At 63.4% G+C, this 26,632-nt stretch carries 24 protein-coding genes; 6 read left to right on the top strand and 18 right to left on the bottom strand.

From position 1 onward, the window contains the following. Window positions 1-3 precede the first annotated feature (3 nt). The 5 genes from ACN9MO_RS27515 to ACN9MO_RS27535 all read right to left on the bottom strand — a co-directional run bounded on the left by ACN9MO_RS27515 (window position 4) and on the right by ACN9MO_RS27535 (window position 5,347). Window positions 4-873, bottom strand: a complete 870-nt coding sequence (locus ACN9MO_RS27515) for a fumarylacetoacetate hydrolase family protein (RefSeq protein WP_057251233.1) — start codon at window positions 871-873, stop codon at window positions 4-6. Next, window positions 870-2,306, bottom strand: a complete 1,437-nt coding sequence (locus tag ACN9MO_RS27520) for a pyridoxal-dependent decarboxylase (protein ID WP_113133300.1) — start codon at window positions 2,304-2,306, stop codon at window positions 870-872. The genes ACN9MO_RS27515 and ACN9MO_RS27520 overlap by 4 nt, the downstream gene beginning before the upstream one ends. 53 nt (window positions 2,307-2,359) lie before the next feature. Then, on the bottom strand, window positions 2,360-3,340 hold the full coding sequence (hpaD, locus tag ACN9MO_RS27525; protein ID WP_113133299.1) for a 3,4-dihydroxyphenylacetate 2,3-dioxygenase: 981 nt from the start codon (window positions 3,338-3,340) through the stop codon (window positions 2,360-2,362). Window positions 3,341-3,373: 33 nt separating this feature from the next. Next, complete coding sequence (gene hpaE / locus ACN9MO_RS27530; RefSeq protein WP_113133298.1) at window positions 3,374-4,891, bottom strand: 5-carboxymethyl-2-hydroxymuconate semialdehyde dehydrogenase; 1,518 nt, start codon at window positions 4,889-4,891, stop codon at window positions 3,374-3,376. A 63-nt stretch (window positions 4,892-4,954) separates the two neighbouring features. Then, complete coding sequence (locus tag ACN9MO_RS27535) at window positions 4,955-5,347, bottom strand: 5-carboxymethyl-2-hydroxymuconate Delta-isomerase (RefSeq protein ID WP_113133297.1); 393 nt, start codon at window positions 5,345-5,347, stop codon at window positions 4,955-4,957. Window positions 5,348-5,455: 108 nt separating this feature from the next. On the opposite strand from ACN9MO_RS27535, the gene hpaR reads away from it, so the two are divergent. After that, window positions 5,456-5,944, top strand: a complete 489-nt coding sequence (gene hpaR / locus ACN9MO_RS27540; RefSeq protein ID WP_375374108.1) for a homoprotocatechuate degradation operon regulator HpaR — start codon at window positions 5,456-5,458, stop codon at window positions 5,942-5,944. A gap of 20 nt (window positions 5,945-5,964) precedes the next feature. Here hpaR and ACN9MO_RS27545 read toward each other — a convergent pair whose 3' ends face one another. Genes ACN9MO_RS27545 through ACN9MO_RS27570 form a run of 6 tightly spaced genes read right to left on the bottom strand, consistent with a single transcriptional unit; the run spans window position 5,965 to window position 12,347 of the window. Then, on the bottom strand, window positions 5,965-6,975 hold the full coding sequence (locus ACN9MO_RS27545; protein ID WP_113133296.1) for a phosphotransferase: 1,011 nt from the start codon (window positions 6,973-6,975) through the stop codon (window positions 5,965-5,967). Between the two features lie 7 nt (window positions 6,976-6,982). Then, on the bottom strand, window positions 6,983-8,266 hold the full coding sequence (locus ACN9MO_RS27550) for an aspartate aminotransferase family protein (protein ID WP_113133295.1): 1,284 nt from the start codon (window positions 8,264-8,266) through the stop codon (window positions 6,983-6,985). A gap of 4 nt (window positions 8,267-8,270) precedes the next feature. After that, a complete protein-coding gene (locus ACN9MO_RS27555) occupies window positions 8,271-9,626 on the bottom strand; it encodes an aspartate aminotransferase family protein (protein ID WP_113133294.1) in 1,356 nt (451 codons plus the stop codon). A gap of 2 nt (window positions 9,627-9,628) precedes the next feature. After that, window positions 9,629-10,291, bottom strand: coding sequence for an HAD family hydrolase (locus tag ACN9MO_RS27560; RefSeq protein WP_057251280.1), 663 nt, complete (start codon window positions 10,289-10,291; stop codon window positions 9,629-9,631). Between the two features lie 20 nt (window positions 10,292-10,311). Next, a complete protein-coding gene (locus ACN9MO_RS27565; protein WP_113133293.1) occupies window positions 10,312-11,565 on the bottom strand; it encodes a Tm-1-like ATP-binding domain-containing protein in 1,254 nt (417 codons plus the stop codon). Next, window positions 11,565-12,347, bottom strand: a complete 783-nt coding sequence (locus tag ACN9MO_RS27570; RefSeq protein ID WP_113133292.1) for an IclR family transcriptional regulator — start codon at window positions 12,345-12,347, stop codon at window positions 11,565-11,567. Before ACN9MO_RS27570 ends, ACN9MO_RS27565 begins: the two co-directional genes overlap by 1 nt. Before the next feature lie 301 nt (window positions 12,348-12,648). Here ACN9MO_RS27570 and ACN9MO_RS27575 point away from each other — a divergent pair, with 301 nt between their 5' ends. Next, complete coding sequence (locus ACN9MO_RS27575; protein WP_113133291.1) at window positions 12,649-14,100, top strand: APC family permease; 1,452 nt, start codon at window positions 12,649-12,651, stop codon at window positions 14,098-14,100. Between the two features lie 117 nt (window positions 14,101-14,217). Next, a complete protein-coding gene (locus ACN9MO_RS27580; RefSeq protein ID WP_113133290.1) occupies window positions 14,218-15,696 on the top strand; it encodes an aldehyde dehydrogenase in 1,479 nt (492 codons plus the stop codon). Between the two features lie 53 nt (window positions 15,697-15,749). Here the strand turns inward: ACN9MO_RS27580 and ACN9MO_RS27585 are convergent, their stop codons facing one another. From ACN9MO_RS27585 to ACN9MO_RS27595, 3 genes are all read right to left on the bottom strand, one after another. Next, window positions 15,750-17,003 (bottom strand): sensor domain-containing diguanylate cyclase, encoded by a 1,254-nt coding sequence (locus ACN9MO_RS27585; RefSeq protein WP_112994055.1) that lies wholly within the window; start codon window positions 17,001-17,003, stop codon window positions 15,750-15,752. 158 nt (window positions 17,004-17,161) lie between these two features. Next, window positions 17,162-17,674 (bottom strand): flavin reductase, encoded by a 513-nt coding sequence (locus tag ACN9MO_RS27590; RefSeq protein ID WP_057251219.1) that lies wholly within the window; start codon window positions 17,672-17,674, stop codon window positions 17,162-17,164. 8 nt (window positions 17,675-17,682) lie between these two features. Further along, window positions 17,683-19,245, bottom strand: coding sequence for a 4-hydroxyphenylacetate 3-hydroxylase N-terminal domain-containing protein (locus ACN9MO_RS27595; protein ID WP_112994056.1), 1,563 nt, complete (start codon window positions 19,243-19,245; stop codon window positions 17,683-17,685). Window positions 19,246-19,339: 94 nt separating this feature from the next. On the opposite strand from ACN9MO_RS27595, the gene ACN9MO_RS27600 reads away from it, so the two are divergent. Then, window positions 19,340-20,218 carry an AraC family transcriptional regulator gene (locus ACN9MO_RS27600; protein ID WP_113133289.1) on the top strand — a complete coding sequence of 293 codons (879 nt, stop codon included), beginning with the start codon at window positions 19,340-19,342 and terminating at the stop codon, window positions 20,216-20,218. A gap of 46 nt (window positions 20,219-20,264) precedes the next feature. Here the strand turns inward: ACN9MO_RS27600 and ACN9MO_RS27605 are convergent, their stop codons facing one another. The 4 genes from ACN9MO_RS27605 to ACN9MO_RS27620 are packed head-to-tail and all read right to left on the bottom strand — an operon-like array spanning window position 20,265 to window position 24,226. Next, window positions 20,265-21,389: a P1 family peptidase gene (locus tag ACN9MO_RS27605; RefSeq protein WP_057251216.1), complete on the bottom strand. Its 1,125-nt coding sequence runs from the start codon at window positions 21,387-21,389 to the stop codon at window positions 20,265-20,267. 2 nt (window positions 21,390-21,391) lie between these two features. Next, window positions 21,392-22,222: an ABC transporter permease gene (locus ACN9MO_RS27610; RefSeq protein ID WP_113133288.1), complete on the bottom strand. Its 831-nt coding sequence runs from the start codon at window positions 22,220-22,222 to the stop codon at window positions 21,392-21,394. 8 nt (window positions 22,223-22,230) lie between these two features. After that, entirely contained in the window at window positions 22,231-23,130 is a 900-nt protein-coding gene (locus ACN9MO_RS27615) for an ABC transporter permease (RefSeq protein WP_057251214.1), read from the bottom strand. Between the two features lies 1 nt (window position 23,131). Further along, entirely contained in the window at window positions 23,132-24,226 is a 1,095-nt protein-coding gene (locus ACN9MO_RS27620; RefSeq protein WP_058322725.1) for an ABC transporter ATP-binding protein, read from the bottom strand. A 169-nt stretch (window positions 24,227-24,395) separates the two neighbouring features. Here ACN9MO_RS27620 and ACN9MO_RS27625 point away from each other — a divergent pair, with 169 nt between their 5' ends. Further along, window positions 24,396-25,469: a polyamine ABC transporter substrate-binding protein gene (locus tag ACN9MO_RS27625; RefSeq protein WP_057251279.1), complete on the top strand. Its 1,074-nt coding sequence runs from the start codon at window positions 24,396-24,398 to the stop codon at window positions 25,467-25,469. A gap of 171 nt (window positions 25,470-25,640) precedes the next feature. Then, window positions 25,641-26,498 carry a MurR/RpiR family transcriptional regulator gene (locus ACN9MO_RS27630; RefSeq protein WP_057251212.1) on the top strand — a complete coding sequence of 286 codons (858 nt, stop codon included), beginning with the start codon at window positions 25,641-25,643 and terminating at the stop codon, window positions 26,496-26,498. Window positions 26,499-26,632 lie beyond the last annotated feature (134 nt).

Genomic DNA, 26,632 nt, shown 5'->3' on the forward strand with positions numbered 1-26,632 from the left:
GGGTCAGGCCTCGTCGGCGATCGGGTTGATGAGCGTGCCGATGCCTTCGGCCTCGACCTCGACGATGTCGCCGGGTTTCAGCCAGACCGGCGGATCGAAGCGCGCGCCAGCGCCAGTGGGGGTGCCGGTAACGATGACGTCGCCGGGAACCAGCGTCGTGAAGGTCGAGACGTAATTGATGATCTTGCGAAAGGAGAAGATCATCCGGCTGGTGCGGTCCTGCTGCCGCACCTCGCCGTTTACCCGCGTTTCGAGCCTGATATCGGCAAGCTGTGCCTCATCGGTGAAAGGCACCAGCCAGGGGCCGATCGAGCCGGTTCGGTCGAAGTTCTTGCCCTGCGTGACGTTGAACTTGGCGTGGCGCACCCAGTCGCGGATCGTGCCCTCATTGCAGAGCGAAAGAGCCGCGATGTGGTCGAGTGCTGACGCCTCGGGAATACGACGGCCGCCCTTGCCGATGACGATGACGATCTCGCCTTCATAATCGAGCTGCGGGCTTTCCGGCGGGCGGATCAGCGGCTGCCCGTGCCCGGTAAACGAGCGCGGGAAGCGGATGAACAGCGACGGGTTGGAGGGTGCCGCCTGGCCGTCTTTGTACTCTTCGTTGCGGTCGGGGAAGTTGACGCCGACGCAGATGATTTTTTCCGGCGCCGGCACCGGGATCTCAAAGCGGATGTCATCGAGCGAAATGTCTGCCGGCAGCCCGCCTGCCTCGTCGGCAAGGCGAACGAGCGCGCTTGCTTCGATCACCTCGCGCAACGTAGGCCAGGTCGACGCATATCGCTTGGAAAGATCGATCAGACCACTTCCGGAAACGAGGCCGTAGCCCCGTCTTTCGCCGGCTGAAAAGGTGACAAGTCGGGGGTGGGTCATAGGGCGGCTTTCGTTCCGTTCCGATGTTTGTTCAGCGCACCGGCGACTTCGGTGATGACCTCGAAGGCGGTGTCGGCATCCTCTTCCGTCATGTCGAACTGACCAGCCTGGAACCGGATCGCCACGTGGCCGTCGACGCGGGTTTGCGTCAGGTAGATGCGGCCATCGTCATTGATCGCATTGACGAGAGCAATGTTGTGGGCGTCCGCATCTCCGGTGGTGCGGTGGCGGAAAGAGAACAGCGACAGCATGGGTTGAGTGACGATCTCGAAATCCCTGTGTTCGGCGAGCCGCTCCGCGAGGCGCTCGGACCAGCGCACGTGATTGCGGATCATCGTCTGCAGACCGGCGAGCCCGTGGAACCGCAAGAGGAACCAGAGTTTCAACGCCCGGAAGCGCCGGCCGAGCGGGATCGTCCATTCGGAATAGTTGATGATGCCGTCGCGGCCATGGGTCTTCAGATATTCCGGCTGGATCGCCAGCGTCTTGACCAGATCGTCCGGGCTGCGGATGAAATGCGCCGAGCAGTCGAACTGGGCGCCTAGCCATTTGTGCGGGTTGAAGACGATCGAATCCGCCTTCTCGACGCCGGCCCAGAGTTCCCGGAATTCCTCGCAGATCATCGCGGCACCCGCCCAGGCGGCATCGACATGGACGTAGAGACCATGCGCGTGCGCGATGCGCACCACCTCGGCGATGTCGTCGCAGGCGCCGGTGCTCGTCCCGCCGGTGCAGGCGATCACGCCCGCGGGTAGCAGCCCCGCCGCCTTATCCCTGAGGATGGCTGCTTCCAGCGCGCTCGCATCCATCGCGCGTCGCGGTCCCTTAGCCGGGATGCGTACGAGATTTTCCTCGCCGATGCCCGACACCCAGATTGCCCGGTCGATCGAGGTGTGCACCTGGTCAGAGGAATAGATGCGCAGATGCTGCTGGCCTGCGAGGCCTTTCTTGTTGCCGTTCCAGCCAAGCGCCTTCTCGCGCATGACAAGGACGGCCGAGAGCGTCGCCGAAGAGGCCGAATCCTGGATCACCCCGGAGAAGCCCTCCGGCAGGCCGATCGCCTGGCGCAGCCAGTCGAGCACTTTCGTTTCGAGCTCGGTCGCCGCCGGCGAGGTTTGCCAGAGCATGCACTGCGCCGCCATGGCGGTGACCAGGTATTCCGCAACGACGGAGACGGGTGCGGCGTTCGCCGGGAAATAGGCGAAGAACCGCGGATGCTGCCAGTGGGTCATGCCCGGCAGGATGATCTTCTCGAAATCCTCGAAGATCGCTTCCATGTCCTCGCCCGTCTGCGGCGGACGCGATGGTATCTGCGCGGCGATCGCACCCGGTGCCGTCTGGGCACGCACTCGCCGGTCGCGCAGTGATGCTCGATAGTCGGCACCCCACTGCGCTGCCCTTAGCGACCATTCTCCAAAAGTCTTCTGATCCATCTGCTTCCTCCCGTCCTGCTCTCTTGGCCCTACCCGATCCCTGTTGCCAACTGTCAGGGCGCGATGATCGGTTGGGTTTTCAGGATCGAGTCCCGTGTCTCGGCACCGGCAAACGCGCTGCCTTCCTCGAACCAGGATTTCGGTGCCGGCGCACCCCAGAGCGTCTGGCGCTGCGGGTCCTTCAGGTCCCATTTGATCGGCTCGAGATCCGGGTCGACCGTCTGGTAGTCCGAGCAATAGATCTCGATGCGGTGGCCATCCGGATCGCGCACATAGAGGAAGAAGGCATTGGAGATGCCGTGTCGGCCGGGGCCGCGCTCGATGTTGGAAAGCCAGCCGGAGGTCGACATCAGGTCGAGCAGGTCGATGATGTTGAGCGGAGTCGGTACCCAGAAGGCGGTGTGGTGCAGGCGCGGTCCGCGGCCGTTGGTAAAGGCGATGTCGTGCACGCCGCCCTTGCGGTGGGTCCAGGCGGCCCAGAGCCGTCCGGTCTCCTCGTCGGCGGTGTATTCCGTCACCCGGAAGCCGATCTCGTTGTAGAAGGCGACGGCCTCGTCGACATCCGGCGAGAAGCAGTTGAAATGATCGATGCGCAACGGCTTCACGCCGCGATAGAGCGCATACTTCTGGTGGATCGGCGGCAGGCGGTCCATCTTCGAATAGAATTCGAGCGGGATGCCCTGCGGGTCGCGGGTGCGGAAGGTCCGCGACTGGTAGGGGCGTTCGATCCACTCGACAGGCAGGCCCTTGGCCCTAAAGAAGTGCGCCGCCTTTTCGAGATCCTCGTCACCATAGACCTTGAAGCCCAGGTCACGGGCCTCGGCAGTCGCCGCCTTCTTCAGGATAATGCAGTGATGGCCACGCTCCTCCATGGCCCTGAGATAGATCGTGTCCGCCGTCTCGTCGGTGACCTGCAGGCCAAGCACGTCCACATAGAAGGCGCGCGATTTTGCGAGGTCGGTGACGGCGAGTTCCACATGGCTCAGCCGCACGATGTTGAAGGGCGGATAGAGGTTCGGTTTCGGTAAGGGCATTGATGTCTCCTCCAGATTTTTCTGCCAGCGCGCTCAGCCGCCGAGCTTGGCGATCGCATGCGCCGAGCTGGCAAAGGCGATGTTCTTGGTTTCCATGTAAAAATCGAACGACCAGTCGCCGCCGTCGCGGCCGATGCCCGAGCTCTTGACGCCGCCGAAGGGCGTCGGCAGGTGGCGCACGTTCTCCGAATTTACCCAGATCATGCCGGCTTCGAGATGATCGGTGAAGCGGAAGGCGCGGGTGACGTCGGAGGTCCAGAGATAGCCGGTCAGGCCATATTGTACGTCGTTGGCCAACGCCAGCGCGTCTGCCTCGTCCTTGAACGGGATCGCCGTCAGCACCGGCCCGAAGATTTCTTCCTGAGCGATGCGCATCGCGTTGTTGGCGCCCGTGAAGAGCGTCGGGGTGACGTAGCAGCCGCCGCCGGGACCATCGAATTTTTCGCCGCCGGCAGCAACGGTAGCACCTTCCTCGCGGCCGATGCGAATGTAATCGAGCACCTTCTTCTCGTGCACCGGATGGATGAGCGGGCCGACGACGGTTTCCGGATCGAGCGGATGACCGACCTTGATGCGCTTGGCCTTTTCGGCGACGAGCGCGGTGAAGCGCTCGTAGATGCTGTGCTCGACCAGCAGGCGCGAAGACGAGGTGCAGCGTTCGCCGTTTAGCGAGTAGATCATGAAAACCGCCGCATCGGCGGCGCGTTCGAGATCGGCATCGGCAAAGACGATCACCGGGTTCTTGCCGCCGAGTTCGAAATGAACCCGCTTCAGCGTCTCGGCACCCTGCTTCATGATCATCGAGCCGGTGCGACTCTCGCCGACGAAGCCGATCGCCTTGATATCGGGGTGCTCGGTGAGCGCCCGTCCGGCATCCTCGCCGAAGCCGTTGACGAGGTTCCATACGCCCTTCGGGAGGCCCGCTTCTTCGGCGATCTCGACCAGCAGCCGCGCCGTCAGCGGCGACAATTCCGCCGGCTTGTGCACGACCGTGCAGCCGGCGGCAAGCGCAGGCGCAATCTTCCAGGTCGACAGCATGAACGGCGTGTTCCAGGGGGTGATGATGCCGACCGGGCCGATCGGCACGCGCGTCGTCATGTTGATCTGGCCAGAGGCGCGCAGCACCTTGCCGTTGCGCGCTTCTGGCGCCCGGTCGGCGAAGAAGCGGAAATTCTCGGCACCCCGCAGCGCCGCCTTGGCCATGAACTTCAGCGATTGTCCGGTGTCCATACACTCGACGAAGGCGATCTCCTCGGCGCGTGCGACGATCGCGTCGGCGATCTTGTGCAGCAGCTTCTTGCGGGTTTCGCCGGGCATCGAAGCCCATTCGGCGAAGGCAGCTTTCGCGGCCTTTGCCGCCCGGTCGATATCGGCAGCCTTGCCCCGGGCGATCCTTGCGAGCGGTTTCAGATCGACAGGCGAAATCGTCTCGAAGGTCTCGCCGTCAAGTGCCGACACCGCTTCGCCGTTGATGTGGTTGAGCACGCCTTCGCTCTTGAAGCGGGCGAGGTAGCTTTCCGCCTTGGCGAGGTTTTCATCGAGCTTGGACATGGTGTTCTCCGATGCTGGCGCAGACTTTCGCCGCGCGCTGCTGTGGTGTGGGGGTGGCCGCGTCTAGCCTTTGGTGGCGCGCAGCCGGGGGTGAATGGCGTTTTTCTTCCAGCTCAGATCCGGGTCGATCTCGCGGATCTCCAGGCTGAGAGCAAAATGCGGTGTGGCGAAAAGCTCCGAAAGTTCGTCGCTCACGGCCTTGAAGATGGCTTCGCCGGTGGCCTTCTTCTCTGCCTCGCTGCGGCCGCGACCGATGCGGAAGGACATGTCGATGAAGCTGTTGTCCGGCAAAAGGTCGGCGATCGCATAGTCGCGGCTCCGGACCGTGCGCACCCTGACGGCGCCGAGCTCGAAAAGGCCGGTGCCGAGGATCGTCTTGTGGACGGTCCGGCAAAGTCGGGCGAAGTCGACGCGGTCGTCGAGATTGCCTGAGTATTCGATTGTCAGGTGCGGCATCTTTCCTCCCGATGCGCTCTCATATATTTAACACGTTAATGAAATCGATGGCGGTGTCAAGAAGGTCGAAGTCTCTGCCCGCGCCTGCCAATTGCAGAACGAAAGAAAATGTCCGATAGAACGCTTATGAGCCGCGAGAAAATCCCTGCTGACCTTGGTCACGACGCCCTTTTGCCGCACAACACGCGCCGATCGCTGCCGATCGCGCTGCTGCGAGCGCGCGAAGCGGTGATGGCGCATTTCCGCCCGATGCTGGCGCGCCACGACATCACCGAGCAGCAATGGCGGGTGATCCGTATCCTGGCGGAGGCCGGCCGGGTCGATGCGTCGGAAATGGCCGACAAGGCCTTCATCCTGGCGCCGAGCCTCACCCGCATCATCCGCTCGCTCGAGGAGCGGGGCCTGATCACCAAGCACAAGGATGCCGACGACGGCCGGCGCGTCCTCCTGGAGATTGCACCCGAGGGCATGCGGGTGATCGCCGACGTCAGCCCCGAGAGCCGGGCGATCTACGAGGACCTCGAAACCCGCTACGGTCGTGAACGCGTCGAAGTCCTGCTCGACATGCTGGACGAACTGGCCAGCCTCAACGACTGAGCGTTTTTGGCTCTCGGTCATCATGTGAAGCCCAGCTCTTTGGTAAGCGCCAGCGCCTCGTCGGCGTAGCGCAGGACACGCTCGCGGGCGCCCGGCAGTTCCGGCCGCGCCGAGAACCAGCCGATATAGGTGAGACTGCGAAGCACAAGAAACAGCGGCAGGCTGGACAGCATCTCGGCGCTGAGCGTGCGCCGGCTGCGATAGCCTGATATCAACGCCGCCTCGATCGCTCCATAGGCCGGCTCGCGTCGGTTCTTCAGCAGGGCGGTGGCGATATCGAACAGGCGGTAACCCCAGCCAGCATCGTCGAAGTCGATGAGTTTGACGCCCGCCTCGCCGACCAGCACATTTTCCCGAACGAGGTCCGCATGGATGAGGCCGAAATCCTTAGCCGGAGTCGGCAGAGTTGCGAGGCGCCGCCTGAGGTCACCGCGCAAAGCCGATAGCGCCATGGCTTGGGCCGGCGATAGGCCCTCGCAATCCCAGAAGCGCCCCCACAACGGACGATCCCCAAGCAGGCCTTCCTCATCCCAGGTCGGACGCCAAAAGCCCTCGGTCGGCGTCCAGCGATCGGCGAGGTTATGCATCTCGGCCATGGAGGCGCCGAGCGCCGAGAAGATCTCGACGAGCCTCTCGGGTGAGTGGGACAGCGGTTTACCGCTTTCGCCCAATGGCTCTCCATCCATCCAGTTGATCACATCGGCATGCTGTGCGGCAAACGCGCCACCTTCAGGCAGGGCGACAAGCAAGCGCCCGTCCGTCGTCGCGATCGGTTGCGGCACCGCGAGACCGCTGTTGCCGAGTGCTGCCATCCATTGCAGTTCCGAGTGCAGTGCCGCCGCACTGTGATAGCCGGCGCGGTGCAGCCGCAGCGCCGCCGGGCGACCATCGGCCAGGTGGACGCGAAACACGGCGTTTTCCCGGTACTTCAGCAACTCCGGCTCTTGGTCAGCAACGCCCCAATGGGCAAGTGCCTGGCACGCCCGGTTGTCGAGCGCGTCGCGAAAGGGTTTGGGCAGGTCCGCCGTCATCAGTCGCTCACAGGCCCGAAAGCACGTCGTCGAGCGTCGACAGCATCAAATCCGCATTGTCGCGGGTAAAGGGCATCGGCGGTCGGATCTTGGTCGTGCACTGGTGGATGCCGAGCTTGCCCATCAGCACGCCGCGCTCGCTCATGTCGTTGATCACCTTGGTCGCGAGGGCGCTTGCTGGCGTTTTTTCCGCGCGATCGGTGACGAGCTCCGCGCCGAAGAATAGTCCGCTGCCCCTGATGTCGCCGATCATTCCATGTTTGTCCGCAAGCCGCGCGAGGCCGGCCTTGGCATAGGCGCCGACTTGGGCGGCGTTCTCGATGAGGTTTTCGTCTGCGATCACATCGAGCACGGCCATGGCCGCTGCGCAGGAGACCGGATTGCCGCCGAAGGTGTTGAAGTAGCGAAACGCTTGGCGGAAGGCGTTGAGCGTTTCGGTGCCCGCAACGACGCCGCCGATCGGGTGGCCGTTGCCCATCGGCTTTCCAAGCGTGACGATATCGGGAACGATGCCCGCCTTCTGGTGCCCCCACATATGGCCGCCGGTTCGGCCGAAGCCCGGCTGCACTTCGTCGGCTATCAGGAGCCCGCCTGCCTTTCTGACGGCGGCGACGGCGCCGTCGAGAAAGCCGGAGGGCAGTTCCGGAAATCCTTCGTTGGCGAAGAAGGGATCGATGATCAGCGCGGAGAAGCCGTGCGGGCTTTGCTGCAGCGAGGCGATCGCTTCCTCGACCTTGGCGGTGAAGGCCGCGGCAAAAGCGGCGCCCGGCTCGCCGCCAAGCGGCCGGTAGCTGTCGGGCGCCGGCACGTGGCGGACATGGCCGCCGAAGCCGCCGACCGGCGGCATCCGGGTCGAAAGCTGAGAAACGGCGGCGGTATTGCCGTGATAAGTGTGGTCGGTGGCGATCACCCCGGTCTTGCCGGTCACGGCCTGGGCCATGCGCAGCGCCACGTCGTTCGCCTCGCTGCCGGTGCAGGTCAGGATCGCCGTGTCGAGGCTGTTGTCGAAGGTGGCGGTCAGACGCTCGACATAGTCGAGAATGCCTTCATGCAGATAGCGGGTGTGGGTGTTGAGGGTTGAGGCCTGCCGGGCGATCGCCTCGGTCACCCGCGGATGGCAATGGCCGACATGCGGTACGTTGTTGTAGCAGTCTAGGTAGCGGCGGCCGTCAGCATCAAAAAGCCAAACGCCTTCGCCACGCACGAGATGCACCGGCTCCTCGTAGAACAGCGACATGTTGCGCCCGAGCAGCCGCTCGCGGCGCGCAATCAGGTCCCGGTTGTCGCCCATCGCGCTAGCCCCGTGCTGCGGTCAGGCCGGCGTCGAGGGCCGTGAGGATGCGGGCGACGTCGCCTGCGGTCACGATCAGCGGCGGCGACAGGATGACGTTGGCGCCGGATGTGCGCACCATGACGCCGGCATCATAGGTCACGTCCTGAACCTTCTGGACGACATCCTTTGCGGCACCGGCCTTCTTCTCCCTGTCCGAGACGAGCTCGATCGCGCACATCAGCCCCTTGCCGCGCACGTCGCCGATCAGTTCGTGCCGGGCCTTCAGCGCTTCGAGGCCGGCGATCAGCTCATCGCCGCGTGCCTTGGCATTTGCAGCGACATTGTGCTTGCGCGTTTCCTTCAGGGTTGCGAGTGCTGCCGCAGCACCCACCGGATGGCCGGAATAGGTGTAGCCATGGCCGATCGAACCGGCAGCCGTCTTGTTGCTTTCGAAAGCCTCGGCAACCTTGTCCGAGATCATCACGGCGCCGAAGGGATAGTAGCCATTGGTGATCGCCTTGGCGGTCGACATGAAATCCGGCTTCACGCCCCAGAGGCGTGAACCGGTCCAGGCACCGGTGCGGCCGAACGCGGTGATCACCTCGTCGGCGATCAGGAGGATGCCGTGGCGGTCGCAGATCTCGCGCATCAGCGGCATGAAGATTTCGTGCGGCACGATCACGCCGCCGGCGCCGAGCACCGGCTCCATGATCAGCGCCGCGATCGTGTCGGCGCCCTGGAAGGCGATCTCGTCTTCGAAGAGCCGCGCGATCGCCTTGGCGATTACGGCGCCATCGGTCGTGTCGAAGGGGTTGCGATAGGTATAGGGCGCCGGCAGGTGGTAGACGCCCGGCAGCAGCGGCTCGTAGTTGCGGCGGAAATTGGCATTGCCATTGACCGAGGCGCCGCCGAAATGGGTGCCGTGGTAGCCCTTCTTCAGCGCGACGAACTTGGTGCGTTCCGGCTGGCCGTTGAGCTTGTGGTACTGGCGGGCGAGGCGAAGGCAGGTCTCGACGGAGTCGGAACCGCCCGAGGTGAAGAACGAGCGCGTCAGCCCATCCTCGCGGAACCATTCGGCGAGCTCGTAGGAAAGCTCGATCAGCGGTGAGTTGGTGGTGCCGCGAAACGTCGAGTAATAGGGCAGCTCGTCGAGCTGGCGACGGATCGCCTCCTTCACCGGTTCGCAGGAATAGCCGAGATTGACGTTCCAGAGGCCGCCGACCGCATCGAGCACCTTCTTGCCATGGATGTCGACGATCTCGACACCTTCGCCGGCATTGATGATGCGCGGTGGCGTTGCCTGCATCTCGGCCGGATGCGCCATCGGGTGCCAGAGGTGGCGGGCGTTGTTCTCGATGAGGAAGTTGGTTTCGCGCATGGTCATGCTCCTGTCAGTTCGAGGCCGAGCATCTGAAGCGCTCTGGCGTAGCTTTCTGCGGGTCGGGTGACGTCGAAATGGACGTGAGGCAGGCCGACGGCCCGCGCACCCTCGATGTTCTTCAACTGGTCATCCACGAAGACGCAGGCTTCGCGCGGCAGGCCAAGCTGGCTCAGCACCAGCTCGTAGGCGTGCGGATCGGGCTTCAGGATGTTGGTGTAGGTGGCGTCGACGATCGTCTCGAAGAGCTCGATCAGCGGGAAGCGCTGACGGAACGCGACGCCATAGAAGAGGTCGAGTTCATTGGAGAGGATCGCGAGCCGAATGCCGGCCTTATGGGCGGCGAGGATCGCGTCGCGCGTCTCGGGCCGGAGCACCAGTTCCGGTTCCGCCCCACGCGCCCGCTGCACGAAGGTTTTCATGTCGCTCCAGTCTTCGCCAAGCAGGCGGCCGACTTCGCGGGTGCGTTCCGTCCAGTAGTCCCGTTCGGTGATTTCGCGCCGCTGCATGGCGGCCCAGAGCGGGTCGGTTGCGGGGTCGAAGGGACCGCGCCACGTAAGAGTGCCGGGCGCGAGCCCGAGCGCACGCTCCGTGATGTCGTGGGTTTCGAACAGCGTGCGGGTGACGACGCCGCCGAAATCGAGGATCAGTGCCTTGTCGCTCATGGTGTCGGGCATAGTGTTCGTCATGGCCGGCCCTCGGGCACGATGCCACGCGCCACCCAGTCGTCGAAGATCGCAAGCGCGGCTTGCGAGAACGCCGGCGCATTGATGTGGCTGTCGACCTCATGCAGGGCGACGCCTGAGGGGATCTGCCGGCGCATCTCGTCGATGAAGGCGTCGAGCGCTTCCGGTTCGTAGAGAGGCTCGTCAGGCTGGTCCCATTCCTGAATCCCCTTGAGCGGCAGGATGAAGGCGACCTCGGCACTGGTGCCGTTCAATTTGCCGCCGATGACGCGGGCGATCTCGCGTCGTCCCTCGGAAGATGTGGTCACCGAGCCGAGCAGCCGGTTGTGGGCGTGATAGGGGCGATCGGCAAAGGCCTGCGGAATCGGTTGCCAGGCCGGCAGGTCGACCATGTCGACGGCGCCTGGCGCGACGATCTGTGGGATTCCGGCACGTCCGGCATTCTCCAGCCGGTCGGGCCCTGATGTGACGACAGTTCCGTGGTGATGGTTGCTGACCTCCTGAATGCAGAAGTCGAAAACCGCGGTAAAGCCCTTCTCAGCCGCGATCGCCTCGAAGGCGCGGCCGCCCATGCCGGTCGAATGGAAGACAGCGACGTCATAGCCGCGGCGTTCGAGTTCGGGCTTCAGGTATTTCATGTATTTGAGGCAGCTCGAGCCGAGCGAGGTCATGCCAATCAGCGGCCGCGTCTTGTCCGGCCTGGTGCCGAAACGTGCGGCACCAACGACCGCGCCACAGGCCTGGGAGAGAACCGAGCGGCAGATGCCGTTGAGGCCGTAGAGGCCGCCGGCCCACAGGATCATCATCAGGTCGGGCGCAATGCGCTCGGGCGGCAGCAGGTGCGAATAGGCGATGGTCGAGACGATGAATTTCGGCACGCCGAGCGGCAGGGCGGCGGCGACGTCGAGGGCGAGATCCGTGCCCATCGAGCCGCCGAGAATGATGACGCCATCGGCCTGCCCGGCCTCGTAGAGCGAACGGGTGAGGGCGGCCGCCCCCTCTGCCATCAGCGCCATGGCGCTGTGTTCGTCGCCGCTGGCGGCGATTGCCGCTATGGTGACGCCGGCCGCTTTGGCGATGTCGTGACGGGAATATTCAGGCACGTAGGGCGGATCACCGAGAATGCTGACGTCCATCATCACAGGCATGCCGCCCGCTTCGCGGATGACGGACGCCATGAACTGGAGTTCGTCGCATTTGGTGTCTCCCGTACCCACGACCAGGATATTGGGGAGACGGTTCATGGCATTCATCAGCCGGCCCTCCTTGCCAGCGGATCGGCAGCAACCTGCTCCAACCCGAACAGTCTTTCGGAAATGCGTCTCGCCGCCGCCATCGCGGCGCGCCCCATCTTTTCCACCGTCTCCTTGTCGGCCCGCGTTGCGGGGGCTGCGATGGCGATCGCGCCGACCGGTGTGCTGCCTGGCGCGCGGATCGGTGCGGCGACACTGACGACGCCGGTTTCGAGCCCGTGATGGCAGATCGAGTAGCCGCGCCGGAGGGTCTCTCTCAGGGTCTGGCGCAGGACTGCGGGGTCCGTCAGCGTCTGATCGGTAAAGGCCTTGAGCGGCGCCGACAGGACCGCGTCGATGTCCTTCGGCGGGCAGAAGGCAAGGAAGCCAAGACCGGACGCGGTCGCGTGGAAAGGCAGGATGCTCCCGACATCGACGATGACGCGGTGGGCCCGCTGCGAGTCCTCCACGTGAACAGTCGAAAGGCGGCCGGCGGCGTATTCAGAAAGGTGAACGGTCTCGCCCGCTAGGCTCGCAAGTTCCCGGGCGAAGGGGGTCGCCACGCTCAGATAGGGGAAGCGCGCCTCACGGATACGGGCAAGCCGCACAGGCGCTCCGCCCAGACGATAGCGCCGGGTCTCCGCGTCCTGCTCGACGAAGCCGTGCTTTTCCAGTTCGACGAGAAAGCGCCGGGCAGTTGCCTTGTCGAGCCCGCAATGCCGCGCGATATCGCTGAGACCAGCTTCCTTCTCGAGCCGCGAGATCGCGTCAAGCAAAGTCAGGGCCTTACCGATGGTGCTCATCCATTCCTCCGTCGTTGAGCGCCGTCGCAAGTCATCTCTGCCTGTTCCCTTTCATGGGGCGGTGCGTCCGCCCTCGTGGTTGTCTCTGGCCGAGATACTTAACATGCGAAATAACTTGACAGGGCCGAACGCTTTTTGCAAGTCTATATTTGAAGCTAAGGTTCATATATTGAACCGAAAGACTTGCGCGGCCAAGACAAAAGCAAAACCCCCGCGCTTCCAGTCCGCTTCAGGGAGCTGCCGCCGGAGAGAAGGACCGGAGGCGAAAAGGCGTTCGCGCCAACCAGGGGAGCCTAGTACTATGGACAATCCATCTTCGCCCGTGACCGGAGCGAACCAGTTGCGCAAGAACGCCCTTGGCGTCGGCGCGGTCACCTTTCTTGTCGTCTCGGCGGCAGCACCTTTGACGGCCGTCGCCGGCGGCGTTCCGTTGTCGATGCTGCTTGGAAACGGCGCCGGCATTCCCGGCACCTTCCTGCTCGTCACGCTGATCCTGCTGTTGTTTTCCGTCGGCTATGTCGCCATGGCACGGCATATCCGCAATGCCGGCGCCTTCTACGCCTATACGGCCCAGGGCCTCGGTGGCCTGATGGGCGGTGCCGCGGCGATGATCGCGATCCTTGCTTACAACGCCATGCAGATCGGCGTCTTCGGCCTGTTCGGGGCGGCGACGGCCGGGCTCTTCGCTGGTCTGGGGGTCGATCTACCCTGGTGGGTCTGGACGTTCGTGGGCATCGCCGCCGTCGGCGTTCTCGGCTATCGCCGCGTCGACCTCTCCGCCAAGGTGCTGACGGTTCTCGTCATCCTCGAATATCTTGTCGTGCTCGTCATTGACGTGGCGATCCTTGCCAAGGGCGGCGACAGCGGGCTGACGATGACGTCGTTTACGCCTTCGGCCGTTCTGTCCGGCTCGCCGTCGATCGGCATTCTCTTCTGCTTTGCCGCCTTCATCGGCTTCGAGGCGACGACGATTTACAGCGAGGAGGCCCGCGATCCGGCAAGGACGGTGCCGCGCGCCACCTATATCTCGGTGCTGATCATCGGCGTTTTCTACATGTTCACCTCCTGGCTGATGGTGAACGCGGCCGGTGCCGACAAGCTGGTGCCGGAACTGCAGGGCCTTGCCGATCCGACCACTTTCCTCTTCGGCCTCGCCGAGCGTTATGCCGGCGGCTGGCTGCCGCCGCTGATGAACGTGCTCTTCGTCACCAGCCTCTTTGCCGGTGTTCTGGCCTTCCACAACGGTGTTGCCCGTTATCTCTACGTCGCCGGCCGCGAACGGCTGCTGCCCGCCTCGATCGGCGTCACCCATCCGGTCTACCACAGCCCGCATGTCGGCTCGCTGATCCAGACCGTGATCGCCGTCCTCGTCGTGGCACTCTTTGCGGCAACGGGTCAGGATCCGGTGCTGGCGCTGTTCTCGTGGCTGACGAATGTCGGCACGCTCGCCGTCATGACGTTGATGGCCTTCACCGCCTTCGCGATCGTCGCCTTCTTCAGCCGCAATCCCGGCCTCGAACGGAACCCGCTGGTGACCAAAGTCATTCCCGTCGTCACCGGCCTGATCCTCGTTGCCGTCATCATCGCGATTGCGGTCAACTTCGGTGACCTGGCAGGCGCCACCGGCATGCTCGCCGTGTTCCTGCCGGGCCTTGTCGTGATCTTCGGTGTTATCGGTCTGGCGCTTGCGGCATCGCTGAAGTCGGGCAATCCGATCGAGTTCGCCCGCCTTGGCGCAGGCCAGGAGATCTGATCGCTGCCACGCAGTTTCCGGAATGACGCCAAGCGGCTTCCGTCCGGAACTGCGTATCACCTAAGAAGGGATGGCGGACCCTCCGCCGTCCCGGCAATGCAAACGGGACCAGACATCATGCAGGACAAGATCGACCAATTGCGTAGCCTCGCCGTCGAGGGCCAAAAGCTGTTCATCAACGGCCACTGGCAGGAGAGCTTGTCCGGCGAAACGTTCGACGTCGTCTCGCCGATCGACGGCAGCCACCTGACGACGATAGCAGACGCGGGCGCATCCGACGTCGACGCGGCGGTCCGTGCCGCGCGCGCCGTTTTCGAAAAAGGAAGCTGGTCGAAGGCGGCTCCGGCGTTCCGCAAGAAGGTGCTGACGCGCATTGCCGAAATCATCGAAGCGCAGGCGCTGGAGCTTGCGGTCCTTGGCGTGCGCGACAATGGCACCGAAATTTCGATGGCGCTGAAGGCCGAGCCTGGCAGCGCCGCCGGAACCTTCCGCTACTATGCCGAGGCGCTCGACAAGGTCTATGGCGAAATCGCGCCGACCGCCCACAACATTCTCGGCCTCGTGCATCGCGAACCGATCGGCGTGGTCGCCGCGATCGTTCCCTGGAATTTCCCTTTGATGATCGGCGCCTGGAAGATCGCGCCGGCGCTCGCCGCCGGCAATTCCGTGGTGCTGAAGCCGGCGGAGGGCGCCTCGCTCAGCTTGCTCAGGCTCGCCGAAATCTGCGCCGAAGCCGGCCTGCCGGAGGGCGTTCTGAATGTTGTGACCGGCCTGGGTGCGACGACGGGTGAGGCTATCGGGCTGCATGGCGATATCGACGTGCTCGCCTTCACCGGCTCGGGCGGTGTCGGCCGCCGGCTGCTCGAATATTCGGCGCGCTCGAACCTGAAACGCGTCTATCTCGAACTCGGCGGCAAGTCGCCGAACGTCGTCTTCGCCGATGCGCCGGATCTCGATCAGGCCGCGCGCATCTCGGCCTATGGCATCTTCCGCAACTCCGGCCAGGTCTGTGTTGCCGGTTCACGGTTGCTGGTCGAGCGCTCCATTCACGAAGCCTTCGCGGAGAAGGTGGCAGCGATCGCGGCAGGTATGAAGGTTGGCGATCCGCTGCTTCTTTCGACCGAGGCTGGAGCGATTTCGAGCAGCGTCCAGCTGAGCAAGAACCTCGATTTCGTCCGTGAAGCGGAAGTGGAAGGCGCGCGCCTGCGTTGGGGCGGCAAGCGCATCCTTGAAGAGACTGGCGGCTATTACATGCAGCCGACCGTCTTCGACATTCAGCCTGAAATGAAGCTGGCGAAGGAAGAGGTCTTCGGGCCGGTACTTGCAATCATTCCCTTCGACGACGATGCCGACGCACTCCGGATCGCCAATGCGACGGACTACGGGCTGGCTTCCGCAGTCTGGACCGCAAACCTGTCGCGCGCGCACCGGATGGTGCGCGGCATCCGCGCCGGCGTCGTGCACGTCAATACCTATGGCGGCGCCGACAACACGGTGCCGCTCGGCGGCGTCAGGCAATCGGGCAACGGCCACGACAAGTCGTTGCACGCGCTGGACAAATACACCGATCTGAAGACCGCCTGGATTCAGCTCTGACCGGGCTCGCAGGGACCGGGGCCGGACGACCGCGCGTGTCTGTCGGGACCGTGCTATCCGAAGGCGAGTTCGAGATTTTGCCGGTCTCGCGCCACCACATGGCATTTGGTCTCGAAACCCTCGCCGGCGACGACCAGAACCAGCTCCGGTGGTATGCCGGCCGAATTCGAAACCGTGACCGCAGCGCCATCGGCACCAAGCGACCGGATAGTGCACTCTATCTTTGAATGCCTGTCGTCGAAAAGAATGGTGCCGGCTTTCAGTACGCGCTGACGAGGACCCAGCGGATAGCCGACTTCGAGACTGCTCCACTCGACGCAGCGGTTCCGTCCGCTGGCCTTGGCGAGATACATTGCCGCGTCCGCCTGGGCGAGCAATGTACCGATCTCCCTGCTCTTGAGCGATAGCGCCGATGTGCCGAAGCTCGCGGTGACTGCAAGCTGACCAAAGTCTCCGTGGATTGTTTGAGCGGCAATCGCTGCCCGCAGCTTTTCCGCTGCGGCGAGTGCGCCGTTCGCGTCGACGTGCGGCAGCATGATGGCGAACTCCTCGCCGCCGAGCCGCCCGAACAGATCGCTTGCCCGCAGATTGGACTGGCAGACGGCGCTCACGGCCTTCAAGACCTCGTCTCCTGCCGCATGCCCGTGCGTGTCGTTGACCCGCTTGAAGTGGTCGACGTCGAGGACGATGCACGACACGTCGTGCTGGTGCCTTATGGCGAGCGAAATCAGCTTGTCCGCCTCCTCGCGGAAGGCGCGGCGCGTCAACGTGCCGGTGAGCCCATCCGTCGCGGCCGACCGGAGCAAATCGATCCGGTCCATCGCCACGCCCGCCAGTTCGGTCAGGATCGTCAGGTCTTTGTCGGTGAAGTGTCTCGGCGCGCGGTCGATCGCGCATACGGTCCCGACCGTATGACCATCCCGCGTCTTGAACGGAACGCCTGCGTAGAACCGAACATGTTCCGGGCCGGTGACGGCGGGATGTCGCGAAAACCGCGGATCCTGCGTGGCGTCGTGCACGACAAGCGGTTCCTCGGAGGCGACAACATATCGGCAGAAAGTGTCTTCCCGGGGAACTTCGTCTAATGCGAGCCCCGAGCAGGCCTTGTACCATTGTCGATGTGCGTCGACCAAAGAGATGATGCCGATGTCGATGGCGAAGATCTGCTTTATCAGCCGCACGATCCGTTCAAGGCCCTGATCCTTCGGCGTGTCGAGAATGTCGAGATGTCCAAGGGCGGTCAGGCGATCGAATTCCCTGCCTTTCGCGTCCGTCGTCGGCCGCCCGGCTGGCTCAGCAACCACCATTCCGTTTTCCTTTCTCATTGCGCGCCAAGCAAATAGAGCGTTTTACGGAAAAAACAAAAGGCACTGAACAGCACGTGGATGTGGATTGCCTCGGCTCTTTGGCGAAACGTCCGTCAATGGGCCGTGTTCATGTAGGCGGGGCGAGACCCCGCCTACGCCTAGCCGCCGAAACTTCCGAGCTGCGTCGGTACATGCACGTAGTTGCGATCGAAATAGAGCAGCGCATTGCCGTCGCTGCGCGAGCGGATGCCGACGACCCGGCCGATGAGGATGTGGTGTGTTCCAAGCAGCCGCGCCTCGGCGAGTTCGCAGTCGAGCGAGACGATGGCGTCTTTGACCGCGAAGCTGCCGGATTGCATCTCGACCCAGTCGGCCGCGGCATAGCGGGCCGCCATATCCTGCGTCGCGCCGGCGAAGTGGCCGGCGAGATCCCTATGGTCGTGGCTGAGCACGTTGACGCAGAAGCGCCGGTTGTCGATGAAAAGGCCGCATTGGGTGGAGTTGCGGTTCATGCAGACGAGCAGCGTCGGCGGCTCGTCGGTCACCGAGCACATGGCGGTGGCGGTGAACCCGCCGCGTCCGGCGGGTCCGTTGGTGGTGATGACGTTGACCGGCGCGCAGACCCGCGCCATGGCGTTGCGAAACTCCGTCTTCGAAACGAGCGGTTCCATGACGGGCCTCATTCGGCGGCGTTGCGCAGAGCGGCCGCATCGTCGAGCGGCGGCAGCCAGGTGCTGCCGGTCCAGCCGTTCTCGTCATAGTCCGCCATGCACTGGTCGACGAGCGCTTCCATCTCCTTGAGACGCCCGCCGCGTTCGGCCCCTTTCAATACCTGCAGCCGAACCTCTTCAGGCGCGCCGGCATAGTTGAGTTCGTAGAGCGCGTGGCGTCCGCCGAACTCCGTGCCGGTCGCGTCCCAGAGCAGTTTCATGATCTTGATGCGCTCGATGTGCCCCATATCGTTAGAGCCGCGGACATATTGCGCCAGGTAGCGGTCGATCTCGGGATTGCCGAAGTCACGCACGGAGGACGGCAGGTAGATCAGCCCCGATGCAATCACCTTGCGGATCGTCTCGACGACACGCGGATAGGCCTCCGACATGAAGGTTCGATAGGAAAGCGCGGCTTCCAGATTGGGAAGCACGGCGCCGTCGGCCCAAGGAATGGGATTGTGGGCCATGGCATTGGAGAAGCTCCAGAACATGTGGCGGAGCGCGATCACCTCGCCGAGTGCTGCCTGATTGCCGCGGAAGGCGTCGCCGCCGGTGGCGCGCAGCGCCTTGGCAAGCAGGCCTGCCAGGAAGTCGAGTTTCACGGCGAAACGGGTGCAGCCCTGGAAGCAGTAGCCGTGCATGAAGCCGGAAGCCGGGTGGAAGGACAGGATCTTGGCGGCATCGCGCAAGACCAGGACGTCCTCCCACGGCACGAAGACGTTGTCGAGCACCAGGATCGCATCGTTCTCGTCGAAGCGCGACGACAGCGGATAGTCGAAGGGATGGCCGACGGTGTTGGCTGTCTGCTCGTAGGAGACGCGGCAGAACATCTTGATCCCGGGCGCGTTCATCGGAACGATGAACATCACCGAGAGCGAGGGATCCTCCGTTACCGTCGCCGAACTTTGCGCCAGGAAATTGTAGTGCGTCAGTGCCGAGGAGGTCGCGACCACCTTGGCACCTGAGACGTAGATGCCGGCGTCCGTTTCCTTGGTGATGTGGACGAAGACGTCCTTGACCGCGTCCGCCGGCTTGTGCCGATCGATCGGCGGATTGACGATCGCGTGGTTCATGAAGAGCGCCGCTTCCTGGGCGCGTTTATGCCAGGCGAGCGCGTTGTCCTTGAACGGGCCATACCAATTGGCATTGGCGCCGAGCGTGTTCATCAGCGCCGCCTTGTAGTCGGCGGTGCGGCCCATCCAGCCATAGGACATGCGTGCCCATTCGGCGATCGCGCCCTGCTGGGCGGCAAGATCGGCGGAGGAGCGGGCGACGCGGAAATATTTGTGGGTGTAGCCGCCGGAGCCCGTGTCGGTCGGCGCCGTCAGGATGTCCCTCTTTGCCGGATCATGCAGCGCGTCATAGAGCCTGGCGAGCGACCGGGTGGAATTGCGCATCGCCGGATGGCTGGTCACGTCCTTGATGCGTTCGCCGTTGATATAGACCTCGCGGCCGTCGCGCAGGCTTTCCAGATATTCGGCGCCGGTGAAGGGCCGCGTCCTATCGGCGCGGAAATCCTCTGCTCTCATTTTCTCCTCCTTGAGTTTCGTCAAGGCTAGGCGTTGAAATCATTGGCCGCCATGGACAGAATGGCAAAATGACTTGTACTTTTTTCGGTGGGCCATGACCGACGCCATTCCAAGTTTCTTCGTCTACGGTGAACCGGAGCAACAACTCGAACCCGGATTTTTCCATGTCGAGACGGTGATGGCGCGGCGTAACCTGCATCAGGGACAGGTGAAGGCGCATAAACACGATCAGATGGGGCAGATCACCTTCTGGATGAGCGGCCGCGGCACCTATTTCATCGACGACAGGCCATTGGACTTTTTGGCACCGGCCGTCAGCTTCGTGCCGAGCGGCATCGTGCATGGTTTTTCCGTCGATCCTGAGACGAGCGACGCGGTCGTCGTCTCGGTCGCTGATGGCGCGCTGCTCTCGATCCGGGAGAACACCACGCTTCCTGTTGATGCGCCGGTCATGATCCGTGGCGACGGCGAGGACCGGGGCTGGCGCCGTCTTGCCGAACTGCTCGATATCGTTGCCGACGAATATGCCCGCGGTGCGCCCGGCACCCAACAGATGCTCGCCTCGCTGGTCGCGGCCGTCCTCACCCAGATCGCCCGTCTGGCATCCGCCACGCCATCTCCGGCCCAGCCGTCGCAGGCGATGCTGGCGGCTCAGCTGCGCCGGCTTATCGATTTGCACTTCCGGGAAAACTGGAGCGTCGCGCAATACACCGACGCGCTGGCAACGACACCGCACCTCATCGCCAAGGCGAGCAGGGACGCCTTCGGCATGCAGGTCAAGGAGCTCATCAACGAGCGTCGATTGCTCGAGGCCAAGCGCCTGCTGCTCTTCACTGTACGGCCGCTGGAAGACATCGCCTATGAGATCGGCTTTGCCGATGCCGCCTATTTCTCGCGCTTCTTTCGGTTACGCGTGGGCGAGGCGCCGAGCGACTGGCGCCGCGCGCGGGTGAGCTCGTCAGGAGCCGGCTAAGATTGCCGGTCCCGAAAAGATAACGCATTGCCACGTTGGTCGCCGACTATCGGCCGTAGTTCCGCATCACCTCGATCAGCGGCACATGCCGGATCGCCTGGATCTTGAAGCGATCATGGGCGGTGCCGCCGGAATCTTCCGCCGCGATCATCGCGTTGACCACCGCTTCCTCGACGCTGTCGACAGTCGCGAGATAGACCGGGTCGAGCAGGTCGTCGTTGACGATCTCCAGCGAGAGGCGCGGCGGCGCCTTGTGCGCCATCGGCTGGGTATTGGCCGTGGAGAAGGCAAGGAAGATGTCGCCGGAATTGTTGCCACCCGGAGTACCATTGCGGCCGATGCCGATCGCCGCCCGTCGCGCCAGCCGCTTCAACTGGTGCGGCGCCATCGGCAGGTCGGTGGCGATCACGACGATGATCGAGCCGCGCTCCTGCATCTGGCTTTGCGGCGTGCCGTCGCGCATGTGCTCGCCGACCGGAACGCCACGGATCGTCAGCCAGTCGCGCTGGCCGTGATTGGCCTGCACCAGCGTGCCGATCGTATAGTCGCGACCGCCGAATTCGACGACGCGGGATGCGGTGCCGGTGCCGCCCTTGAAGCCATAGGCGATCATGCCGGTGCCGCCACCGCAATTGCCCTCCTGCACCGGGCCCGAGGTGGCGCTGTCGAGTGCTGCGCGCACATCTGTCTCGGTGATCGGCTGGCCGTTGATGTCGTTCAGAACGCCGTCATAGGTCTCCGCCACGACCGGCATCAACCATAGAAAGTCGTCGCTGTCGTAGGTCGACCGGTAGCGCTCCAGCATCCACCTGATGGTGGCGTGATGGGTCATGCCGACGGCGTGGGTGTTGGTGATCATGACCGGCCCGAGGAAGAAGCCGCCGTCCTCGATCCAGTGGGTGCCGGTCATCTCGCCGTTGCCGTTGAAGCGATGCACCCCAGCGTAGACCGGGACGGGGGTCGCCGAAGCGGCATGCGGCAGGATGGCGGTGACGCCGGTGCGGACAGGACGCTTGCGGCCCGGGCGCGGCGTCTCTTCCGCGATCGTGCGGAAGCCGACGGTTATGCCTTCGACGTCGGTGATGGCGTTGAAGCGGCCGGTGCGGCCGGAAAAGGGCAGCCCGATATCGCGGGCGCGAGCGGTGGGCGAGGCGGGAGTTTTATCGTTCATGATCATTTCTGCCGAGAGCGAAGGTAGAGGCCGAGCGAGGCGACGACGAAGGAGAAGGAGAGCATCATCACGGCAATCGCGTTGATCTCCGGTTTGATGCCGCGCCGAAGCATGGAGAAGATGAACATCGGCAGCGTAGTGACGTCGACGCCGGCGATGAAATAGGTGATGACGAGATCGTCCATCGAGATGATGAAGGCGAGCAGCGCGCCGCCGACGATTGCCGGAAAGAGCTGCGGCAGCACCACCCGGCGAAAGGTCATCCATTCATTGGCGCCGAGATCGGCGGACGCGTGCTCCAGCGTCCGGTCCATGCCGGCAAGTCGGGCCGAGACGACGATGAAGACGTAGGAGATCAGGAAGGTGCACTGGCCGATGATGATCGTCGTCAGCCCCAGCCGGATGCCGGAATTGACGAAGAAGATCAGAAGCGCGATGCCGAGCACGATATCCGGCATCAGCATCGGCATGAACATCACCACGCGGTAGAAGCGCTGGCCGACGAATTCGAAGCGATAGAGGCCGATGGCGATCGCCGTGCCGAAGATGGTCGCAATGGCTGTCGTAGAGGCGGCGATCATCAGACTGTTCCAGACCGCCTGCAGCAGTTGGCCCGTCGATTCGATGTAGAGAGCGCTTTCGGAGACCTTGGTCTTGAAGCCGAGAACCTGGGCGTACCATTCGGTGGTGAAGCCCGTCCAGGTCATCATGTTCACCGGATTGGCGTTGAACGAATAGACGGCGATGACGACGAGCGGAATGTAGATGAAGGCGAAGAAGAGGCCGGTATAGGCGAGCAGGCTACCGGTAAAGAGGGTTCGAGCGATCTTCATGGATCACCTCACCGTGCCAGCGCAGCGGCGGCGCTGCGCCGACCGGAAAGAACCACATGGGCGATCATCATGATCAGCATGACGGTCATCACCATCATCGCCAGTGCGGCCCCGAAGGGCCAGTTGCGGGCCGCGAGGAACTGCTGTTCGATCAGGTTGCCGAACATCATCACCTTGGCGCCGCCGAGCACCGCCGGCACGACGAAGTTGCCAAGCGCCGGAATGAAGACGATGACCGCGCCGCCGGCAATGCCGGGAGCGGTCAGGGGCAGGATGATGCGCCAGAAGGTGCGCAGCGGCCCGGCGCCGAGATCGAGCGAGGCGCGCACCAGCGTCCAGTCAAGTTTCTCGACGCTGGCATAAACAGGCATGAACATAAAGGGAATGAACACATAGGTCATGCCGAGGATGATCGCGCCCCTGGTGTAGATCAGGTCGAGCGGCCGCTCGATCAGCCCCGTTGACAGAAGCATCTCGTTGACGAGGCCGGTCTGGCGCAGGATCAACACCCAGACGAAGAGCCGCACGATCAGGCTGGTGAAGAAAGGCAGCGTGATCAGGAACAGGCAGAAATTCTTCCAGCGCTCGGAAAGCCGGGCGATGCAGAAGGCGGCGGGATAGCAGACGAGAAGGGTCGCGAGCACCGTCAGGGCCGCGATCTCGACCGAGCGCAGGAAGATCGCGATGTAGATCGGATCGAACTCCTCGAACATCGGATCGGCAAAACCGAGGATGCGACCGAAGTTATGCGGGTAGAAGGTCCACTCCACCCCACCATAGAGACCGGGCGCGAGAAGGCTGGTGACGACCATGATCGCGAGCGGCCCGAGGAAGAAGACGGCAAGGAAGGCCGAGACGGGTCCGAGCAAAACGGCGAGCTGAAAGCGGCGGCGGCTGGCGATCGACATCTCACGCACCCCCGGCATTGGCACCGATGAGGTGCACGGCAGCAGGGTCATAGGCAAGCCGCGCCTTGCGTGTCCGTTCGACCGTGCCGACGAGATTGCGCCGATTGGCGGGAACTTCCGCAATCACCTTGCGTCCCTCGGCAGTGCGGCCGAACAGCTCGAAGGTGGAGCCGACAAAAACGATCTGGTCGAGATCGACGTCGATCGTCGGAAAGGGGGCGTTTTCCTCCGCAAGGAAGAACTGTTCCGGCCGGATCAATGCCGTCGCTTTGGTCGAAATTTTCTTGTCGCAGGGCTGGTGGCGGATCGCCATGCCATCCGCCGTCATCAGCCGGTCGCCGTCGAGCGTGCCCTCGAACAGGTTGCTGGCGCCGATGAAGGTGGCGACGAAGGTGTTGACCGGGTGGTCGTAGATGGCGCGCGGCGTATCGAGCTGCTGGATGCGGCCACCGGAGAGCACGGCGACGCGATCCGACATCGTCAGCGCTTCCTGCTGGTCGTGGGTGACGAAGATGAAGGAGATGCCGAGCTCGTTCTGCAGCGTCTTCAGTTCGATCTGCATCGCCTGACGCAGGTTCTTGTCGAGCGCCGACAGCGGTTCGTCGAGCAGCAAGAGTTTCGGCCGGGCGATGATGGCGCGGGCCAGCGCCACACGCTGTTGCTGGCCGCCGGAGAGCTGGCGCGGCCTGCGGCCTTCCATACCTTCCAGTCCTACCATCTTCAAGGCGGCGGAGACCTTTTCACGGCGCGCCGGCTTGGCGACGCCCGCGACTTCCAGCGAATAGGCGACGTTTTCGCCGACCGTCATGTGCGGAAACAGCGCATAGTTCTGGAAGACCGTGTTGACCGGGCGGCGGTAGGGCGGCCGGTCGGTGATGTCCTCGCCGTCGATGAGGATCGAGCCGCCGTCGAGTTCGACGAAACCGCTGATCGCCTGCAGCAGGGTGGTCTTGCCGCAGCCGGAAGGCCCGAGCAAGGTCAGGAATTCGTTGCGGCGGACGTCGAGATCGATGCTGTCGAGAGCGGTCACGATGCCGCCTTCCGGAGTGGTGAAGGCCTTGCTCGCCTCCACCAGCCGGACGATGGAATTCTGCATACTTCTGTTCCCCAAAATGTTATGCAAATAACGCTTGTGCGTTTCCGATATATGGATACCATTTGCCTATCGGAGTCAACGGCCACCAGAAGCCGTGATCCGGAAGCGGCCGGCAAGGGCCGTAGAGGGGCCGAACGGCCATGACCATCAGAGGAGAATGATGATGACAATGACGAATGGGGTGACGTGTGAAGGCAAGAGGCCTTTCGCCACCCGCGCACGTGGCGTGGCCGTTTTGCTGACGACACTTTCCGCTCTGTTCGGCACCGCCGAAGCGGCCGAGCTCAACATCTACAACTGGGGCGAATACATTAATCCGGCTGTCCTCAAGAAGTTCGAGGAAGAGACCCAGATCAAGGTCAACCTCTCCACCTATTCCTCGAACGAGGAGATGCTGGCGAAGATCCAGGGTGGGGCCACGGGTTACGACATCGTCTTCCCGTCGGTCCACATGCAGGACATCATGGCCAAGCTCGACCTGCTCGAAAAGACGGACATCAACGACTACGAGGGCTTCAAGAATATCGACCCGACCTTCCTTCGGGCCAAGAGCGATCCGAAGGGCGAGTATTGCCTACCTTACGCCTTCGGCTCGGTCGGCATCCTCTACAACAGAAAACTTCTCGGCAAGGACGTGACCGGCTGGCGCGACCTGATCGAGACGGTGAAGGCGAAAGGGCTGAAGTTCACGCTGCTCGACGACATGCGCGAGGTGCTTTCGGTGGGTCTGATCCTCAACGGTCACAAGGTCAATTCCACCGACCCGGCGGAATTGCAGCAGGCTGCCGATACGATCATCGCGATGAAGCCCGACGTTGCCGCCTTTACCTATGACACCCGCCCGATGGTCGCCGCCGGCGATGTCGCGGCTGGTCACTTCTTCGTCGGCTCGATGGTCGATGTCTTCGCCAACCCCAAGGATCTCGGTTACGTGATCCCGGAGGAAGGGGCGACGATGTACCAGGAGGATATCTGCGTCCTGAAGTCGGCCCCCAACAAGGACAACGCGGTCAAGTTCCTGCAGTTCTATACGCGCCCGGACGTCGCGGCGCTCAATATTGAACAGCAGACCAACGGGACGGCCAACGTGCCGGCGCGGCAATTGACCCCCGAGCAGATCAAGAACAGCAAGGAAATCAACCCGCCGCCGGAAACCATGCAGAAGCTGCAAATCTTCGAAGACCTCGGCCCCGGCGTGCGCCAGCTCGACCGGGTCTGGACGAAGGTGAAGACGGCGGAATAAACACGCGATGCGATGACAGGAGCGGATGCGGGTTTGTTACCCGGCATCCGCTTCGGCAGACTTGCGTGTTTCCTTACCTCGTGGCTGAGGATAAACATGCAGCAATTCAAAGTGCTGCAGCGACCTTTTTCCGTCTGATAAGACCGGTGGCGCTGTAGAATGGGAGGGGACGTGGCACCGCGCATCCTGAAGCTGCTGCGCAGCGACGAGATGAGACGCTCGAAGTCGGACAAGCTCATCGCCAACTACATCGAGCGCAACCTCGCCGAGATCCCCTTCGAAACGGCGCGCTCGATCGCGACCCGCCTCGAGGTCTCGCCGATGACCGTCGGGCGCTATCTCCGGCGTTTAGGCTTCGATGGCCTCGACCAGCTGAAGCACGAGCTCAGGCGTGACGGCTCCAACAATCCCGCCTGGCAGGTCAAGGGCTCTGTCGGCCGGTTGCGGGAGGATAACCGCGAAGGCAAGCTGCTTGCCGGCCTGATCCAGCAGCAGGTCGACAATCTCGGCATGATCTACGAGCTGACGACCGCGCCGGAATGGCAGCAGACGATCGACGCCCTGATTGCTGCGAGCGAAGTCTATGTCGCCGCCTATCAGAACGTTCGCGGCATCGCGCAATATTTCGCCAGCCAACTGTCCTATACCCGGCCGCGCGTGCAGTTCGTCGACGGCCTCAACGGCACCTATGCCGAGCTGCTCGATGGCTCGGTCGAGGGGCGTGTGCTGTTCCTGCACGATGTGCGCCGTTTCGCCGCCAAGGCGCGGCCGCTTGCCGAGGAAGCCCGCCGCGCCGGCGTCAAGGTCATCCTCTATACCGACGAGTTCTGCCCCTGGGCACCTGAGGTCTCCGATATCTGCCTCATTGTGCCCGGGTCGCACGGTCCGCTGTGGGACGGGGCGGCGACAACCGTCGCGGTCATGGACCTGCTCTTGAGCAACATCATTGTCGTGCTCGGCGATGATGTCGGTGAGCGCGTCGCCCAGCTGACCCGGCTGCAGAACATCTTCGGCGATTTCGAGGACTAGAGCGCCGTGCGTTCGTTTGAACGCACAAAGGACGCTCTAGCACTTTGATTCTAGAGCATCTTTCTGCCTCAAATGATTCCACTTGAGGGCAGGATGCTCTAGGCAGCGATACCAGGAAAAGTGTGCAGCGGTTT

This window comes from Ensifer sp. R-19 (assembly GCF_049905105.1).
Lineage (GTDB): Bacteria > Pseudomonadota > Alphaproteobacteria > Rhizobiales > Rhizobiaceae > Ensifer.